This window comes from Pseudomonas sp. A, from assembly GCF_056270345.1.
Genome location: NZ_CM149873.1, coordinates 1,142,383 through 1,160,281, shown reverse-complemented (window position 1 = coordinate 1,160,281; position 17,899 = coordinate 1,142,383). Strand labels below are relative to the sequence as shown.

At 65.0% G+C, this 17,899-nt stretch carries 12 protein-coding genes; 1 reads left to right on the top strand and 11 read right to left on the bottom strand.

Annotated features, from left to right (window positions below; genetic code table 11):
* Positions 1 to 35: 35 nt before the first annotated feature.
* From AC0MAZ_RS05260 to pilM, 11 genes are all read right to left on the bottom strand, one after another.
* Positions 36 to 383, bottom strand: coding sequence for a YgiW/YdeI family stress tolerance OB fold protein (locus tag AC0MAZ_RS05260; RefSeq protein WP_028689103.1), 348 nt, complete (start codon positions 381 to 383; stop codon positions 36 to 38).
* 115 nt (positions 384 to 498) lie between these two features.
* Positions 499 to 1,563: a uroporphyrinogen decarboxylase gene (gene hemE, locus AC0MAZ_RS05255; RefSeq protein WP_110735319.1), complete on the bottom strand. Its 1,065-nt coding sequence runs from the start codon at positions 1,561 to 1,563 to the stop codon at positions 499 to 501.
* Between the two features lie 238 nt (positions 1,564 to 1,801).
* On the bottom strand, positions 1,802 to 3,220 hold the full coding sequence (locus tag AC0MAZ_RS05250) for an FAD-dependent oxidoreductase (RefSeq protein WP_050707339.1): 1,419 nt from the start codon (positions 3,218 to 3,220) through the stop codon (positions 1,802 to 1,804).
* Positions 3,221 to 3,325: 105 nt separating this feature from the next.
* Complete coding sequence (gene gltB / locus AC0MAZ_RS05245; RefSeq protein WP_475860469.1) at positions 3,326 to 7,771, bottom strand: glutamate synthase large subunit; 4,446 nt, start codon at positions 7,769 to 7,771, stop codon at positions 3,326 to 3,328.
* Positions 7,772 to 8,145: 374 nt separating this feature from the next.
* Positions 8,146 to 9,768: an AAA family ATPase gene (locus AC0MAZ_RS05240; protein WP_232854912.1), complete on the bottom strand. Its 1,623-nt coding sequence runs from the start codon at positions 9,766 to 9,768 to the stop codon at positions 8,146 to 8,148.
* Positions 9,769 to 9,783: 15 nt separating this feature from the next.
* On the bottom strand, positions 9,784 to 10,881 hold the full coding sequence (gene aroB / locus AC0MAZ_RS05235) for a 3-dehydroquinate synthase (protein ID WP_203648491.1): 1,098 nt from the start codon (positions 10,879 to 10,881) through the stop codon (positions 9,784 to 9,786).
* A gap of 94 nt (positions 10,882 to 10,975) precedes the next feature.
* On the bottom strand, positions 10,976 to 11,494 hold the full coding sequence (gene aroK, locus AC0MAZ_RS05230; protein ID WP_186712005.1) for a shikimate kinase AroK: 519 nt from the start codon (positions 11,492 to 11,494) through the stop codon (positions 10,976 to 10,978).
* A 4-nt stretch (positions 11,495 to 11,498) separates the two neighbouring features.
* On the bottom strand, positions 11,499 to 12,722 hold the full coding sequence (locus AC0MAZ_RS05225) for a type IV pilus secretin PilQ (RefSeq protein ID WP_232854954.1): 1,224 nt from the start codon (positions 12,720 to 12,722) through the stop codon (positions 11,499 to 11,501).
* Positions 12,679 to 13,632, bottom strand: coding sequence for a pilus assembly protein PilP (locus AC0MAZ_RS05220; protein WP_475860466.1), 954 nt, complete (start codon positions 13,630 to 13,632; stop codon positions 12,679 to 12,681). The genes AC0MAZ_RS05225 and AC0MAZ_RS05220 overlap by 44 nt, the downstream gene beginning before the upstream one ends.
* Before the next feature lie 59 nt (positions 13,633 to 13,691).
* Positions 13,692 to 14,159, bottom strand: coding sequence for a PilN domain-containing protein (locus AC0MAZ_RS05215; protein WP_234561582.1), 468 nt, complete (start codon positions 14,157 to 14,159; stop codon positions 13,692 to 13,694).
* Positions 14,160 to 14,227: 68 nt separating this feature from the next.
* Positions 14,228 to 15,124 carry a type IV pilus biogenesis protein PilM gene (gene pilM / locus AC0MAZ_RS05210; protein WP_475860463.1) on the bottom strand — a complete coding sequence of 299 codons (897 nt, stop codon included), beginning with the start codon at positions 15,122 to 15,124 and terminating at the stop codon, positions 14,228 to 14,230.
* A gap of 169 nt (positions 15,125 to 15,293) precedes the next feature.
* On the opposite strand from pilM, the gene AC0MAZ_RS05205 reads away from it, so the two are divergent.
* Positions 15,294 to 17,744 carry a penicillin-binding protein 1A gene (locus tag AC0MAZ_RS05205; RefSeq protein WP_475861393.1) on the top strand — a complete coding sequence of 817 codons (2,451 nt, stop codon included), beginning with the start codon at positions 15,294 to 15,296 and terminating at the stop codon, positions 17,742 to 17,744.
* Positions 17,745 to 17,899 lie beyond the last annotated feature (155 nt).

Sequence of the window (17,899 nt, the reverse complement as noted above, 5' to 3'; positions counted from 1 at the left end):
GTGGGAGCGGGTTTACCCGCGAAAGGGCCGCAGGATCAGTTGATGATCTCGACGATATCCACATCCACCTCACGGCTCATCAGGTGCTTCTCCACCTCGCCGGTCAGCTTGACCTTGGTCTTGTCGTTGAACGGCGTCGGCGGCAGGTCTTCGTCGTCGATCTCGACGGTGATGGTGCCGGTGTTGTCCTTGAACTCGTACTTGTCGTCGTTGTTGATCTTCTTGGTCACGAAGCCCTGCAGCACTACCGGGGTGTCGTCGGCGGCATCGTTGGCGGCGGCGACCGTGGTCACGGCCTGGGCGCCAGGACCGGTGTAGCCGGCGGCCAGGGCGGCGGTGCTGAACAGTGGGGCGAGGATCAGGGGCAGGTAACGGGCTTTCATGGTGATCGGGTCCTGTTTGCGTTTTGATGGGACCAGATTACCGACGATCGCTGAATTGAAACTTAATACAACAAAAAGCCCGGCACTTGGCCGGGCTTCTCGCGTTGCACACCGATTACTGGTGGTACTGCGCCGACAGCTCATGCACGGCGTTGATGAACACGCCGGCGTGCTCAGGGTCAACCTCGGGGGTAATGCCATGCCCCAGGTTGAACACATGGCCACTGCCCTTACCATAGCTGGCGAGGATGCGCGCCACTTCCTTGCGGATCGCCTCGGGCTTGGCATACAGCACGGTCGGGTCCATGTTGCCCTGCAGCGCCACCTTGTCGCCGACGCGGCGACGGGCGTCGCCGATCTCGCAGGTCCAGTCCAGGCCCAGGGCGTCGGCACCGGCATCAGCAATGCTTTCCAGCCACATACCGCCGTTCTTGGTGAACAGGATCACCGGTATCTTGCGCCCTTCGTGCTCGCGGATCAGGCCGCTGACGATCTTGCGCATGTAGGCCAGGGAGAACTCCTGGTAGGCCGCCGCCGACAGGTTACCGCCCCAGGTGTCGAAGATCTGCACCGCCTGGGCGCCGGCGAGGATCTGGCCATTGAGGTAGCTGGTGACCGACTGGGCCAGCTTGTCCAGCAGCAGGTGCAGGGCTTCGGGGTTGTCGTAGGCCATGGCCTTGGTCTTGCGGAAGTCCTTCGACGAGCCGCCTTCGACCATGTAGGTGGCCAGGGTCCATGGGCTGCCGGAGAAGCCGATCAGCGGCACGCGGCCGTTGAGCTCGCGGCGGATGGTGCTGACCGCGTCCATCACATAGCCCAGGTCCTTCTGCGGATCGGGGATCGGCAGCGCCTCGATGTCCGCCAGGGTGCTGATGACTTTCTTGAAACGCGGGCCTTCGCCGGTCTCGAAGTACAGGCCCTGGCCCATGGCGTCGGGGATGGTGAGGATGTCCGAGAAGAGGATCGCCGCGTCCAGCGGGTAGCGGTCCAGCGGCTGCAGGGTGACCTCGCAGGCGAACTGCGGGTTCATGCACAGGCTCATGAAGTCACCGGCCTTGGCGCGGCTGGCACGGTACTCCGGCAGGTAGCGGCCGGCCTGGCGCATCATCCACACCGGGGTGACGTCTACGGGTTGCTTGAGCAGTGCACGCAGGAAACGATCGTTCTTCAGGGCAGTCATGTCGGCATCCGGAAAAAAAGTGCGGGCATTTTCTCAGACGCGGGCACAAAAGGCACGGCCATGGCCATGCGTTTTGTCTATTGGGTGCCTTGGATCAAGCGTTTTTGTATACAAAAAATGAACCTGGGGCTGCTTCGCAGCTCTTTCGCGGCACAAGGCCGCTCCTACAGGTGAATGCGATCCTCTGCAGGAGCGGCCTTGTGCCGCGAAAGGGCCGCAAAGCGGCCCCGACAATCGATCAGACTTCGAGGTAGTCCAGGATCCCCTCAGCGGCCGTGCGGCCCTCGAAAATGGCCGTTACCACCAGATCCGACCCCCGCACCATATCACCACCGGCAAACACTTTCGGGTTGCTGGTCTGGTGCTTGAACTTGCCCTTCTCCGGCGCCACCACGCGGCCCTGGCTGTCCAGCTGGATGCCATGCTGCTCGAACCACGGCGCCGGGCTCGGACGGAAACCAAAGGCGATCACCACGGCATCGGCCGGCAGGATCTCCTCGGAGCCCGGGATCGGCTCAGGGCTGCGGCGGCCACGGGCATCCGGCTCGCCGAGACGGGTCTCGACCACCTTCACGCCCTCGACCTTGTCCTCGCCGACGATGGCGATGGGCTGGCGGTTGTAGAGGAACTTCACGCCCTCTTCCTTGGCGTTCTTCACCTCTTTGCGCGAACCCGGCATGTTGGCTTCGTCGCGGCGATAGGCGCAGGTCACGGCCTTGGCGCCCTGGCGGATCGAGGTGCGGTTGCAGTCCATCGCGGTATCGCCACCGCCCAGGACCACGACCTTCTTGCCCTGCATGTCGACGAAGTCTTCCGGCGACTTCTCGAAACCGAGGTTGCGGTTGACGTTGGCGATCAGGAAGTCCAGCGCGTCATGCACGCCCGGCAGGTCCTCGCCCGGGAAGCCGCCCTTCATGTAGGTGTAGGTGCCCATGCCCATGAACACCGCATCGTACTCGGCGAGCAGCTGCTCCATGCTGATGTCCTTGCCCACCTCGGTGTTCAGGCGGAACTCGATGCCCATGCCGGTGAAGACTTCGCGGCGATTGCTCAACACGGTCTTTTCCAGCTTGAACTCGGGGATGCCGAAGGTCAGCAGGCCGCCGATCTCGGGGTTCTTGTCGAACACCACCGGGGTCACGCCCGCGCGCACCAGCACGTCGGCGCAGCCCAGGCCAGCAGGGCCGGCACCGATGATGGCGACGCGCTTGCCGGTGGGCTTGACCTTGGACATGTCCGGGCGCCAGCCCATGGCGAAGGCGGTGTCGGTGATGTACTTCTCCACCGAGCCGATGGTCACCGCGCCGAAGCCGTCGTTCAGGGTGCAGGCCCCTTCGCACAGACGGTCCTGCGGGCACACGCGGCCGCACACTTCCGGCAGGGTGTTGGTCTGGTGCGAGAGTTCAGCCGCGGCCAGGATGTTGCCTTCGGAGACCAGCTTCAACCAGTTGGGGATGAAGTTGTGCACCGGGCACTTCCATTCGCAATACGGGTTGCCGCAGCCCAGGCAGCGGTGCGCCTGCTCCACGGACTGCTGCGGCTTGAAGGGTTCGTAGATCTCGACGAACTCCTTCTTGCGCTGGCGCAGCAGCTTTTTCTTCGGGTCCTTGCGGCCCACTTCGATGAACTGGAAGTCGTTGCTCAGACGTTCAGCCATTTTTCAAACCTCTTTACCGCAGTTGCCGGCCTTGGGCCGCAAGCTGCAAGACAATCACTTGAGCAGGACGGGCCCCGCGCACGGGGCCGTCACTTGCAGCTGTTCTTACTGCGGGTTGGCACGGGTACTGGACAGCAGTTGCTTGAGGTTGGCCGCCTTCGGCTTGACCAGCCAGAAGCGCCGCACGTAGTCGTCCAGGTTCTCGGAGAGCTCACGCCCCCACTCGCTGCCGGTTTCCTCCACGTACTCGCCCAGGACCCGCGCCAGATGGCTGCGGTAGGCCTCCATCGCCTCACCACTGATACGCTGGATTTCCACCAGTTCGTGGTTGAGCTTGTCGACGAAGCTATTGTCCATGTCGAGCACGTAGGCGAAGCCGCCCGTCATGCCAGAACCGAAGTTGTAACCGGTCTTGCCCAGGACGCAGACAAAGCCGCCGGTCATGTATTCACAGCAGTGATCGCCGGTGCCCTCTACAACAGCGTGGGCGCCGGAGTTACGCACAGCGAAGCGCTCGCCCGCGGTGCCGGCGGCGAACAGCTTGCCGCCGGTGGCACCGTACAGGCAGGTGTTGCCGACAATGGCGCTGTGCTGGGTTTCGAATGGGCTGCCGGCAGGCGGCACGATGGTCAGCTTGCCACCGGTCATGCCCTTGCCGACGTAGTCGTTGGCATCGCCTTCCAGGTGCAGGTTCAGGCCACCGGCGTTCCACACGCCGAAGCTCTGGCCCGCGGTGCCCTTGAAGCGGAAGGTGATCGGCGCTGCAGCCATGCCCTGGTTGCCGTGCAGCCTGGCGATTTCGCCGGAGATGCGCGCACCGATGGAGCGGTCGCAGTTGCAGATGTCGAGGCTGAACTCGCCACCGGCCTGATCGCGGATCGCCGGCAAGGCCATGGCGACCATCTTCTCGGCCAGTTCGCCCTGGTCGAACGGCGGGTTCTTGTCGACTTCGCAGAACTGCGGCTTGTCGGCCGGGATGTGCGAGCTGCCCAGCAGCGGCGACAGGTCAAGGTGATGCTGGCGCTCGGTGTCGCCCGGCAGCACGTCGAGAAGGTCGGTGCGACCGATCAGCTCGCCCAGGCTGCGCACGCCGAGCTTGGCCAGCCACTCGCGAGTCTCTTCGGCGACGAAGGTGAAGAAGTTGATCACCATGTCGACGGTGCCGATGTAGTGATCCTTGCGCAGCTTGTCATTCTGCGTGGCGACGCCCGTGGCGCAGTTGTTCAGGTGGCAGATGCGCAGGTACTTGCAGCCCAGGGCGATCATCGGCGCGGTGCCGAAGCCGAAGCTCTCGGCGCCGAGGATGGCGGCCTTGATCACGTCCAGGCCGGTTTTCAGGCCACCGTCGGTCTGTACCCGCACCTTGCCGCGCAGGTCATTGCCACGCAGGGTCTGATGGGTTTCGGCCAGGCCCAGTTCCCACGGGGCGCCGGCGTATTTGATCGAGGTCAGCGGCGAAGCGCCGGTACCACCGTCATAACCCGAGATGGTGATCAGGTCGGCATAGGCCTTGGCCACGCCGGCGGCGATGGTGCCGACGCCAGCTTCGGCGACCAGCTTGACCGAGACCAGCGCCTGCGGGTTGACCTGCTTGAGGTCGAAGATCAGCTGGGACAGGTCTTCGATCGAGTAGATGTCGTGGTGCGGCGGTGGCGAGATCAGGGTCACGCCTGGTACCGCGTAGCGCAGCTTGGCGATCAGGCCGTTGACCTTGCCGCCTGGCAGCTGGCCACCCTCGCCGGGCTTGGCGCCCTGGGCGACCTTGATCTGCAGCACTTCGGCGTTGACCAGGTACTCCGGCGTCACACCGAATCGGCCGGTGGCCACTTGCTTGATCTTCGAGCTCTTGATGGTGCCGTAGCGGGCCGGGTCTTCGCCACCCTCGCCAGAGTTGGAGCGCGCGCCCAGACGGTTCATCGCCTCGGCCAGGGCCTCGTGTGCCTCCGGCGACAGGGCACCGAGCGAGATACCGGCAGAGTCGAAGCGTTTGAGGATCGCCTCCAGCGGCTCGATCTGGTCCAGTGCCAACGGCTGGTCGGCCACCTTGACCTTGAGCAGGTCGCGGATCATCGACACCGGGCGCTGGTCGACCAGCGTGGTGTATTCCTTGAACTTGGCATAGTCGCCCTGCTGCACGGCGGCCTGCAGGGTATTCACCACGTCGGGGTTGTAGGCGTGGTATTCGCCACCATGGACGAACTTCAGCAGGCCGCCCTGCTGGATCGGCTTGCGTGCGCTCCAGGCTTCGGCGGCCAGCAGTTTCTGGTCGCTTTCCAGGTCGGCGAAACGGGCCCCCTTGATACGGCTCGGCACGCCGCGGAAGCTCAGGCCGACCACTTCCTCGGACAGTCCGATCGCTTCGAACAACTGCGCGCCACGGTACGAGGCGATGGTGGAGATACCCATCTTCGACAGGATCTTCAGCAGGCCCTTGGAGATACCCTTGCGGTAGTACTTGAAGACTTCGTCCAGGTCGCCCAGTACTTCGCCGGTGCGGATCAGGTCGGCCAGTACTTCATAGGCAAGGTACGGGTAGACGGCCGAGGCGCCGAAGCCCAGCAGCACGGCGAAGTGGTGCGGGTCACGGGCGGTGGCGGTCTCGACCAGGATGTTGCTGTCGCAGCGCAGGCCCTGCTCGGTCAGGCGGTGGTGCACCGCACCGACCGCCAGCGAGGCATGCACCGGCAGCTTGCCTGGGGCGATGTAGCGGTCGCTCAGCACCAGCTGGGTCTTGCCGCCGCGCACGGCTTCCTCGGCCTGGTCGGCGATGTTGCGAATCGCCGCTTCCAGGCCGACGCTCTCTTCATAGTTGAGGTCGATCAGCTGGCGGTCGAAACCTTCGCGCTCCAGGTTCATCAGCGAACGCCACTTGGCGGGCGAGATGACCGGCGAGCTGAGGATCACCCGCGAGGCGTGCTCAGGGGACTCCTGGAAGATGTTGCGCTCGGCGCCCAGGCAGATTTCCAGGGACATGACGATCGCTTCGCGCAGCGGGTCGATCGGCGGGTTGGTCACCTGGGCGAACTGCTGGCGGAAGAAGTCGTACGGCGAGCGCACGCGCTGCGACAGCACGGCCATCGGCGTGTCGTCGCCCATCGAGCCGACCGCTTCCTGGCCTTGTTCGCCGAGCGGGCGCAGCACCTGGTCACGCTCCTCGAAGGTGACCTGGAACATCTTCATGTACTGCTTGAGCTGGTCGGCGTCGTAGCTGGCCACACCCTGGTCGTCGCTCAGGGTCGCCTGGATGCGTGTGGCGTGCTGGCGCAGCCAGCGCTTGTACGGGTGGCGCGACTTCAGGCGGTTATCGATGGCGTCGGTGTCGAGGATCTGCCCGGTCTCGGTGTCCACGGCGAGAATCTGGCCTGGGCCGACACGGCCCTTGGCCAGGACTTCCTCGGGCTGGTAGCCCCATACGCCGATTTCCGAGGCGATGGTGATGTAGCCGTTGGTGGTGGTCACCCAGCGCGCCGGGCGCAGGCCGTTGCGGTCGAGCAGGCACACCGCATGGCGGCCCTCGGTCATGACGATGCCGGCCGGGCCGTCCCACGGCTCCATGTGCATGGAGTTGTATTCGTAGAAGGCGCGCAGGTCGGCGTCCATGGTCTCGACGTTCTGCCAGGCTGGCGGTACCAGCATGCGCACGCCGCGGAACAGGTCGATGCCGCCGGTGACCATCAGCTCCAGCATGTTGTCCATGCTCGAGGAGTCGGAACCGACACGGTTGACCAGCGGGCCGAGCTCTTCGAGGTCGGGGATCAGGTCGTTGGCGAACTTGGTGCGTCGGGCCATGGCCCAGTTGCGGTTGCCGGTGATGGTGTTGATCTCGCCGTTGTGGGCGAGGAAGCGGAAGGGCTGGGCCAGCGGCCACTTCGGCAGGGTGTTGGTGGAGAAGCGCTGGTGGAACACGCAGATCGCGGTCTGCAGGCGCTCATCGCCCAGGTCCGGATAGAACGCCGCAAGATCGCGCGGCATCATCAGGCCTTTGTAGATGATGGTCTTGTGCGAGAAGCTGCAGATGTAGTGGTCGGTGTCGTGGGCGTTGGCCACGGACGAGCGGCGACGGGCACTGAACAGCTTGATGGCGAATTCCTGGTCACTCAGGCCTTCGCCGCCGATGAACACCTGCTCGATCTGCGGCAGGCGCTCCAGGGCCAGGCGGCCGAGGACGCGGGTGTCGATCGGCACCTTGCGCCAGCCGACCAGCTTGAGGCCGGCGTTGACGATCTCGCGGTCCATGTTGGCGCGGGCGGCCTGGGCTTTGACCGGGTCCTGGTTGAAGAACACCATGCCGACGGCGTACTGCCTGGGCAGCTCGACGGCGAAGTGCTCCTGGGCCACGGCTCGCAGGAATTGATCGGGCTTCTGCATGAGCAGACCGCAACCGTCACCGGTCTTGCCGTCGGCGTTGATGCCGCCGCGGTGGGTCATGCAGGTCAGCGCCTGCATGGCGGTTTGCAGAAGGTGGTGACTCGGCTGCCCCGTCATATGGGCGATCAGGCCGAAACCACAGTTGTCCTTGAATTCTTCGGGATGGTACAGACCTGTTTTCATAGACACTTTCTCACCAGGTTCACCTCTCAACCGGAGGCAAATCTCTTTTTTAACAACCACTTACCATCCACGCCGATCAAACGCCAGCTTTTTTGCGGTGGTCATGGAAAACCATTGTTGCACAGCGACAGCGATGCCCACAAATTTTCATGTCTCACCATTGAAAATTTATGTCGCAATTTTGAATGTTTTTGCGCCATGCGCCGTGATAGCGGCTAGGCTGGAGTCTGAAGCGTTTCAGCCATGACTGCAACACAGGGCTTGTGGCCGGCAGTCTGGGACAGAAAAGCCTGCCGCGCTCGGGCGCAGCAGGCTGATCGAAAGCTAGAAGTCGCTCAGCAACTGGGCGGCGGGGTGGTGCCGCCCGGAAGGTATCAGCGGGCCGTGGCCAGCTCTTGTTGGACGCTGCCGACGGTACGTGGCCAAGGTTTACCAGCCTGGACCTTGGCTGGCAAGTTCTTGATTGCCGCAGCGGCGGCGTCGCGGCTGGCGAAGTTGCCGTAGGTGACGACAAACAGCGGCTTGCCCTGCAGGTTTTTCTTGAAGTAGCGATAGTCGCCACCCTGCGCCTTGACGAACGACTGGGCCGACGCCTCGGAGCTGGTGCCGAAGATCTGCACCACGTAATTGCCCGGTTTCTGGCCGGCATACCAGCTGCTGTTACCGGCGCCGCCCGCGGCTGGTTTCTCGACAGGTTTAGCGGCGGGCTTGGCGCTGGCGACCTGGGTCGGAGCCGGAGTCGGCTTTGCAGGTGCAACCGGTTTTGCCGGCTGGGTTGCGACAGGCTTCGACGCAGGCGCAACCGGCTGAACCGGAGCGGTGGTCACCGGCTGGGCAGGGGCCGGTGCCGGGCTGGCGGTGGCACCTTGTGGCGGCGCGATGGTGGTCACGGTCGGCGGCACGGCGGCCGACGGCGCGGCAGGCTGCAGGGCGGTATCGCCCGCTGGCCCACCCTCTTCGCCTTCGCCCATGCCGGCGGCCTGGGCCAGCGGCTCACGCATCACCGGCTGCGACTGGCCGACCAGCGGCAGCGGCATTGGCTGCGAGGAACCGGAGAACTCGATGGCGGGCGCGCCGCCGTTCGCACCCTGTCCGAGCGGCAGCTGGGCCTGGGCGGCCGGTGCCTCGGTCGGGGCCTTGTCACCCTTCTTGGGCATCAGGACCGCCGCGCCAACGGCGACCACGACCACAGCGGACAACGCGAGCACGTGTTTCTTAGGCATTTTGAACCCCATGGATGGTCGCTTGACCGTGGTACGGCTGGCGATCATGGCTTCGATCAAGGTATCGCGGGCAACCTGGTTGATGTTCCCAGGCCAACCGTCGGAGTTTTCGTGGATGTCGACGATCTGCTCGGCGCTGAACACCTCGATGCCCCGGCCGGCGCCCTCCAGGCGCTGCTCCAGGTACTCGCGGGTCTCTTCCTCGCTGTACGGGGCCAACTCGATGACATGGAAGCGCTCGCCATCGGTATTGAGTTCTTCCAGTCCGGCAATCAGCGAAGGCTCGCCGAACAGGAACACATGCGGGCGCCCTTCGGCCACGCCTGCCGCCAACTCCAGCAACGCTTGGAGTGCCGACTCGTCGAGTTGTTCCGCATCGTCCACCAGCAGATAGACTTCCTGGCCGGTCAGCGCCAGTTGCACTACCTGCGACAGGATCGCCTGCACCTCCGGTTGCGCCACGTTCAGCGACTGCGCCACCTGGCCCAGCACGCTGGCTGCGTCACTGGCGCCACGGGCGGACACCACCACGCTCTGCACCGACTGCTTGTTGGTGCTGGCCACCAGGGCCTGGCGCAGCAGGGTCTTGCCGCTGCCCACCGGGCCGCTGACCACCAGCATCAGCTGGCTGTAGCGCGCCAGGTGGTGCAGCTGGCCGAGCACGGGTTTGCGCTGGGCGGGGAAGAACTTGAAGCCGGGCACTCGCGGTGCGAACGGATCGTGGCTCAACTGGTAATGGTCGAGGAACGCCTCATCGGCATGCAGACTGGTCATTGCGTTGTCACAACCTCAAAGCTGGGCCACGATCGCGCGGTAATCCGCCGCCAGGGTGGCCTGTAGAATCTCTGTCGAATAGTCGTCGGTGACGACGGCCTCGCCCAGCTGGCGCAACAGCACCAGGCGCAGGCGCCCGTCGAGCACTTTCTTGTCGACCGCCATGTGCTCCATGAAATGCGCCGGGGTCATTTCCTGTGGTGGCACCACCGGCAATCCTGCGTCCTGCAGCAGGCGAATTCCGCGATCACGCGCCGGCTGGTCGATCCAGCCCAGGCGCATGGACATTTCCAGGGCCATGACCGTACCCGCCGCCACGGCTTCGCCGTGCAGCCAGACGCCATAGCCCATGTGTGTTTCGATGGCATGGCCGAAGGTATGGCCAAGGTTGAGCGTGGCACGCACGCCCGATTCGCGCTCGTCGGCGCCGACCACGGCGGCCTTGGCCGCGCAGGAGCGGCGGATGGCCTCGGTCAGGGCGACGCAATCCAGGGCGCGCAGCGCCTGCATATTGTCTTCGAGCCAGGCGAGGAACGGCTTGTCGCAGATCAGGCCGTACTTGATGACTTCGGCCAGGCCCGCGGACAGCTCGCGTCCGGGCAGGGTCTTCAGGCTGGTGGTGTCGATCAGCACCGCGTTGGGCTGATAGAAGGCGCCCACCATGTTCTTGCCCAGCGGGTGGTTGATGCCGGTCTTGCCGCCCACCGACGAGTCCACCTGGGACAGCAGCGTGGTCGGCACCTGGATGAAGTCGACGCCGCGCTGGTAGCAGGCCGCGGCAAAGCCGGCCATGTCGCCGATCACGCCGCCCCCCAGGGCGACCACGGTGGTGCGACGGTCATGGCGGGCGGTGAGCAGCGCATCGAAGATCAGCTGCAGGGTTTCCCAGTTCTTGTGGGCCTCGCCGTCCGGCAACACCACGGGCAGCACCGAGTAGGCACCCAGGGTCTTGCTCAGGCGTTCGAGGTACAGCGGCGCGACGGTCTCGTTGGAGACGATGGCGACCTGCCGTCCGGCAATGTGCGGCGCCAGCAGCTCGGGCTGGTCCAGCAGGCCTTCGCCAATGTAGATCGGGTAGCTACGTTCGCCCAGGTCGACCTTTAGTGTCTGCATGTATCCCCACAATGTGCTTGGACGCGCGGCGGTGCGGCGCCGCGCGGTGACGTTCAACCCCGTCTCGGCGTTGGTCGCCGAGGATAGACCCCGCTCAGCGGGGCGGCAACTTCTGCAGGCGCTCGAGAATGTCGAGCACCACCATGCGTGGTGGCCGTTCGTCGGTTTCCACCACCAGGTCAGCGATTTCGCGATAAAGCGGGTCGCGTGTCTCCAGCAGGGCGCGCAACGTGGCTTCCGGGTTGGCGGTGCGCAACAGCGGCCGGTTGCGATCACGTGAGGTACGCCCCACCTGCTGCTCCACCGAGGCGTGCAGGTAGACCACCCGCCCGCCGGCACGCAGCGCCGCACGGTTGGCGTCGCGCATCACCGCGCCGCCGCCGGTGGCCAGGACCACGCCATCGAGCGCGCTGAGCTCGGCGATCATCGCCTGCTCGCGGTCACGAAAGCCCGGTTCGCCTTCCTTGTCGAAGATCCACGGGATGTTGGCGCCGGTTCGCAGTTCGATTTCCTTGTCGGAATCCTTGAACAGCAGGCGCAGCTCTTTGGCCAACAGGCGCCCGATGGTGCTTTTACCAGCGCCCATGGGCCCCACAAGTATCAAATTTCGCACAGAATCAACGACTCACAGCAATCGCCTGGTCACTCATGATACGCGGAGTCAGGAAGACCAGCAGCTCGGATTTTTTCTCTTGTAATGCATCGCGTCGAAACAGCCGTCCAACATACGGCAGATCGCCGAAAAATGGCACCTTGTCGACCACTTTGTTCTGCGACGTCGAGTACACGCCACCAATCACAATGGTCTGCCCATCGGTTACCCGCACCTTGGCATTGACCTCGTTCTTGCGAATCGGCGGCACATCGTTGAGGGCATTGATGAAGTCCGGCTCGTCCTTGGTCACCCGCACCGCCATGATCACCTTGCCGTCCGGCGTGATCTGCGGGGTCACCTCCAGCGACAGGGACGCCTCGCGGAAGGAGACCGACGTGGCGCCGCTGCGGGTGGTTTCCTGGTAGGGCACTTCGGTGCCCTTGAGGATGCGCGCGGTTTCCTTGTCGGCCGTGACCACCTTGGGCTGGGAGATGATCTCGCCATTGCCGCTTTTTTCCATGGCGCTGAGCTCCAGGTCGAGCAGGATATCGCTGCGCAGCAGCCCCACCCCGAGGCCGGCACCGGCCCGCTCGACCCCGAGGTCGACGAACAGATCGCTGCCCAGCCGGCGCTCCGCGCCATACAGCGGTCCACCCCAGCGCACGCCCAAGGCCTTATCGTAATCGACATTGGCCTCGACGATCCGTGCCTCGATCATGACCTGGCGCACCGGCACATCCAGCTGTGTGACCAGCCTGCGCAGTTCGGCGAGCCGGGCGGCAGGCTGGGTGGCTACCAGTGTATTGGTGCGTGCATCCACACTGAGGCTGCCACGCCCGGCCAGGGCACCGTCGTCAGCCAGGCTCGCCAGCAACAGCTCCGCCAACTCGCCGGCCTTGGCATGGAACACAGGGATCAACTCACGCTGCAGGGGCTCCAGCAATACCTCCTGACGCATGTCCTGGGCTTGCCCGGCGAGCTCGGCCAGGGGAGCGACCAGCAGCACATTCCCCTCCTGGCGCCTGCCCAGCCCCTTGCTGCGCAACACCAGGTCAAGCGCCTGGCCCCAGGGCACATCCTCCAGACGCAGGGTTATCCGCCCCTGCACCGAATCGCCGGCCACCAGGTTGATGCCCGCGTGGTCGGCCATGACCTGGAGCACCGAACGCAGTTCGACATCCTGGAAGTTGAGCGACATCGGCTCACCCTGAAACGTCTCGGCCTGCGCCATCTGCAGCCCCAGCATCAATAGCGCGCCGCTCCACCCTCTCGTCGGTCTCATCCCTGACCTCTCCTTGCTCACGCGTTCCAAGAACCAGATACCTGGGGCGCGCCTGCCAGCGCCCATCGATGTAGAACCGCTCGTGGACCTCCACCCGGTCGAATTCGATGGCTACCACGACACCCCCTTCGAGCCCCAACCGCTCGCCCTGCGCAATCCGATACAGGCGACCTCCCGAGCGCAGCAAGGCCTGTCGCCACCCTGCCCGCGATAGGCTGCCGACCATCTCAAGTCGTGCCAAAGGAACATGCGCCAGGTCACCGCCCTCTCTGGGAGGCGACCAGGCCCGGAACGGATCGAATGCCGTCTTCTTCGACAAGATTGCCTGGGCCGGCTCATCCGCCAATGACGCCGGGACCGGCAGCTCTTCTCCGGGGTGGTAGGCATGTAGTCGTAGCTGAGCATCAACTCGCCCAATCCCCTCATCCTTCAGGGCCAGCCTGAGCCGCTCCACGCTCAACAGACGCAATTGCCGCAGCCATTGCTCCAGCCACAGGCGCAGCGCCGGATACTGTCCCGACACCGCGATTTCCAGCGGTTGCACCCGATACACTGAAGCCTGCTGTGCCTCCTGCACTTCGACTCGCTCGAATACCAGGCCATGCTCATGCCCCGATAACGCCAGCTGGTCGAGCAGCTCGCTCATGCCCTCTCCCGCGGCCAGCCGCCATCGTGCCGCCTGCAAAAGCACCCGTGCGTGCTCGAGCGCCTGCTGCTCGACACCCAGTTCGACGAGGCGCGCCCCGCGCTCCTCCAGTTCGTCCTGTAGCTGGAGCTGCAGTCGGACAGACTCGACATGCCCCTGAACCGGATCACGCAGACGAACCAGGTAGCCCACGCAAGCAACCATGAGCACGAGCGCCAGGCACACCATGGCCCTCACCACTCTCGACCGGCCAGCCAACGCCTGCCAGTCAAGGGGCCAGAGGCGGTTCACGACTCGCCCGCCAGCAATCGCGCCGCCAGCAGGAACTCGTCCCCCTGGACATGGCGCCTGATGTGAACGAGCTCGAGGTTCCGCACCATGCCCACTTGCTCCAGATCGCGCATGAACCGGGCGACCACCGACGCGGAGGCCGCCAGGCCGCCCAGGCGCAGGCGCCCCGCCTCAACATCCACCTCCGTCAAGCGAGCGCCTTCTGGCAGGGCCTGCTCAAGGGCGAGGAACAGGCCGGGCATCTGCGATCGCCCGGCGTCCAGTGCGGACACTGCGGCATGCTCGGCCTGCAACGCCGCCCGCCTGCCGCGCAGCTGATCGACCTGCCTCAAGGTGGCATCGAGCCGCTCAAGCTCCGCCTGATGCGAGGCGACGACCAGTGATTGCCTGGCCAGACGCGACCGCGCCATCTGATCGAGCCATATGACCCCGCACAGTGCCACTACCAGGGCGACAACCAGCATGATCTGAAATCGTCGCACAACCCTGGCCCTACGCTGCTCGCGCCAAGGCATCAGGTTCAGTCTCGCCATCATGCCCGGCCTCCCATGGCCAGCCCGCAGGCCAGGACCATCGAAGCTGCGCGCAGGCCATCCCTCTCCAGCAGGCCGGCCAGAGGGAGTGGGCAACCCACCTGGCATTTCACACCCAAGTGCTCTCGCAAATACGCCGCCCGGTCCTCATCAGCAGCGCAGCCGAACAGGACAACTTCCTCTACGGGCGCCCGTTCACCCAACCGCCAGAGATCATCGACAGCCTCACTCCATTGCGCCGGCGAGCCCAGGGCGAGCCGCTGTCGTTGCGGCGCGGGGCTGCCGTGCCAGCGGTGCATGACCACTTCGCCCGGCTCCAATTGCAGCAGTACCGCTCCACGAGCCGGCACCTCAGGCAGCAATGCTCGCCGTAGCGCGAAGCTGTCCACCTCCACGGCCTCAAGCTGCAATCCGGCCCTGGCGAACACCCGCTCCAGCGGATCGAGCTGGCTTTGCCGGCAAGCCACCACCAGTACCTCGAACTTTCCGGGATCGTCAGCGCATGCACCCTGCACCCAGAAGTCCAGGGCGAGATCCTCCAGCGGAAAAGGGAACAGCTGTTCAGCCTGAACCAGCACGGCGGCCTCGACATCAAGGTCGGCCAGCCCGGCAGCTACCCGGCACACCTTGCAGATCACCTGGGAGGCGGGCAATGCCAGGGCGACCCGGAACTGCCTCGTCCGACATTGAACATGGGCCCGCCGCAATCCCATGACCAAGCCCTCTGCCTCGTCGGATGCGGCACAGCCAGGCAGCCCGGGCTCGAAGCGCTCCAGCGCCCACCCCTGAACCCGCCAACAGCCGCGCTGGCGGTGCAGATGCAGCATTCGTATGGAGTCGGAGGCAATTTCCACCCCCAGCAGTGAACCGGCGTCCCTGCCAAAGCGTCCAAGCATGGCTGTTCCTTCCTGGTCATCGGCAGCCCGCGCCGTTGCGGCGCGAGCGGTCGTCCCGCGCCCCGGGCGGTCACCCGGCGGGACGAAAAATGCTTATAATGGCCAGCGTTTTTCTGTCCGCCGGCCCCGCGCGCAATCCACTCCTCAACCTGGACACCCAAAAGCCTTGATACGTCTGCTGAAGTTCTTCTGGTGGTCTCTCGTCGCCGTCATCTGCGCGCTCGTACTCGGTGTGAGCGGTGCGTTTCTGTATCTTAGCCCCAGCCTGCCCTCGGTCGACTCGCTCAGAAGCGTCCAGTTGCAAATCCCCCTGAGGGTGTACAGCAGCGACGGCAAGCTGATTGCCGAGTTCGGCGAAATGCGGCGCTCGCCGATCAAGTTCCAGGAAATTCCCCCACAGTTCATCCAGGCGCTTCTGTCCGCCGAAGACGACAATTTCCTCAACCATTACGGGGTCGATCCGAGCAGCCTGATGCGCGCGGCATCGCAGCTGCTCAAGTCCGGGCATATCCAGACCGGCGGCAGCACCATCACCATGCAGGTGGCGAAGAACTTCTTCCTCAGCAGCGAGCGCAGCTTCTCGCGCAAGACCAACGAGATCCTGCTGGCCCTGCAGATCGAACGCGAGCTGACCAAGGACGAGATCCTCGAGCTCTACGTCAACAAGATCTACCTGGGCAACCGCGCCTACGGCATCGATGCCGCGGCGCAGGTGTACTACGGCAAGTCGATCCGCGACGTGAGCCTGGCGCAAATGGCGATGATCGCCGGCCTGCCCAAGGCGCCATCGCGCTTCAACCCGCTGGCCAACCCGGTACGCGCCAAGGAGCGCCGCGACTGGATCCTCGGGCGCATGTACAAGCTCGGCAAGATCGACGAAGCCAGCTACCAGGCGGCCCTGACCGAACCGCTGAACGCCAGCTACCACGTGCCGACTCCGGAGGTGAACGCCCCCTACGTCGCCGAGATGGCCCGTGCCGAGATGGTCGGCCGCTACGGCAGCGATGCCTATACCGAAGGCTTCCGCGTCACCACCACGGTCCCGAGCGACATGCAGCAGATGGCCAACAGCGCGGTGCTCAACGGCCTCAGCGGGTACGACGAGCGCCACGGCTACCGCGGCCCCGAGGCACGCTTCCCGGGCAAGACCCGTGCAGCCTGGCTGCAGGAGCTGGGCAAGCAGCGCACCCTCGGCGGCCTGGAGCCGGCCATAGTCACCCAGGTCGAGAAGACCGGCCTGAAGGTGATGAGTCGCGGCGGCCTGGAAGAGAATGTGGCCTGGGACACTATGAAATGGGCGCGCCCGTACCTCAACAGCAACTCGCAGGGGCGCTCGCCGCAGTCGCCGGCCGACGTGGCTCAGGTCGGCGACCTGGTACGCCTGCAGCGCCTGGAGGATGGCAAGCTCAAGTTCAGCCAGGTGCCCGGCGCCCAGAGTGCCCTGGTCACCCTCGACCCGTACAACGGCGCCATCCGCGCCCTGGTCGGTGGTTTCTCCTTCGAACAGAGCAACTACAACCGCGCCATGCAGGCCAAGCGCCAGCCGGGTTCGAGCTTCAAGCCCTTCGTCTACAGCGCCGCGCTGGACAACGGCTACACCGCCGCCAGCCTGGTCAACGACGCGCCGATCGTGTTCGTCGACGAGTACCTGGACAAGGTCTGGCGCCCAAAGAACGACACCAATACCTTCCTTGGCCCGATCCGCATGCGCGAGGCGCTGTACAAGTCGCGCAACCTGGTCTCGATCCGCCTGCTGCAGGCCATGGGCGTGGACCGCACCATCGACTACATCGCCAAGTTCGGCTTCAACAAGCAGGACCTGCCGCGCAACCTGTCGCTGGCACTGGGCACCGCGACCCTGACGCCGATGGAGATCGCCACCGGCTGGAGCACCTTCGCCAACGGCGGCTACAAGATCAGCCCCTACCTGATCGAGCGCGTCGAAAGCCGCAACGGCGAAACCCTGTTCACCGCCAACCCGGCACGGGTGCCCCAGGGCAGCCAGGACCAGGCCGGCCTCGCCGCCCCCGAGCAAGCGATCAGCGTCGCGCCAATGCCGGGTGAAGCACCGTCGGCCCTCGGCCAGGCAGCCCCGGCAGCGCAAGTGCCTGCCGTGGCCGAGCAGATCATCGACGGCCGCACCTCGTACATTCTCACCAGCATGCTGCAGGACGTGATCAAGCGCGGCACCGGCCGTCGCGCCCTGGCCCTCGGCCGTGCGGACCTGGCGGGCAAGACCGGTACCACCAACGAGTCCAAGGACGCCTGGTTCTCCGGCTACAACGCCGACTACGTCACCACCGTCTGGGTCGGCTTCGACCAGCCGGAAACCCTGGGCCGACGCGAGTACGGTGGCACCGTGGCGCTGCCGATCTGGATGAGCTTCATGGGTGCGGCGCTGAAGGACAAGCCTGAGCACGCCCCGGCCGAACCTGAAGGCATTCTCAGCCTGCGCGTCGACCCGGTCAGCGGCCGCGCAGCCACGCCGGGCACGCCGAATGCCTACTTCGAACTGTTCAAGGCCGAGGACTCGCCACCGTCCGTGGACGAGCTGGGCAATGGCGCGGCACCTGGCAGCCCGCTGCCGGCGGACGAAGCGGCGCCGATGGATCTGTTCTGACCAGGTAAACGACAAACCTCAAAGGCAACTTCGATCCTGTGGGAGCGGGTTTACCCGCGAAAGCATCGTTGGCTTCGCTGAAGCCTTCGCGGGTAAACCCGCTCCCACAATGGCTTCGGTGAATCCAAAAGCAAACAAAAAGCCCCGACTCTCAC

Excerpts from the sequence above, each read along its gene's own strand:
- AC0MAZ_RS05225 (WP_232854954.1), bottom strand. The coding sequence starts at position 12,722 with ATGCTGGGGCTGCAGATGGCGCAGGCCGAGACGTTTCAGGGTGAGCCG.
- AC0MAZ_RS05260 (WP_028689103.1), bottom strand. The coding sequence starts at position 383 with ATGAAAGCCCGTTACCTGCCCCTGATCCTCGCCCCACTGTTCAGCACC.
- aroB (WP_203648491.1), bottom strand. The coding sequence starts at position 10,881 with ATGCAGACACTAAAGGTCGACCTGGGCGAACGTAGCTACCCGATCTAC.
- AC0MAZ_RS05240 (WP_232854912.1), bottom strand. The coding sequence starts at position 9,768 with ATGACCAGTCTGCATGCCGATGAGGCGTTCCTCGACCATTACCAGTTG.
- pilM (WP_475860463.1), bottom strand. The coding sequence starts at position 15,124 with ATGCTTGGACGCTTTGGCAGGGACGCCGGTTCACTGCTGGGGGTGGAA.
- AC0MAZ_RS05250 (WP_050707339.1), bottom strand. The coding sequence starts at position 3,220 with ATGGCTGAACGTCTGAGCAACGACTTCCAGTTCATCGAAGTGGGCCGC.
- gltB (WP_475860469.1), bottom strand. The coding sequence starts at position 7,771 with ATGAAAACAGGTCTGTACCATCCCGAAGAATTCAAGGACAACTGTGGT.
- AC0MAZ_RS05215 (WP_234561582.1), bottom strand. The coding sequence starts at position 14,159 with ATGCTGGTTGTCGCCCTGGTAGTGGCACTGTGCGGGGTCATATGGCTC.
- hemE (WP_110735319.1), bottom strand. The coding sequence starts at position 1,563 with ATGACTGCCCTGAAGAACGATCGTTTCCTGCGTGCACTGCTCAAGCAA.
- AC0MAZ_RS05220 (WP_475860466.1), bottom strand. The coding sequence starts at position 13,632 with ATGGTGTGCCTGGCGCTCGTGCTCATGGTTGCTTGCGTGGGCTACCTG.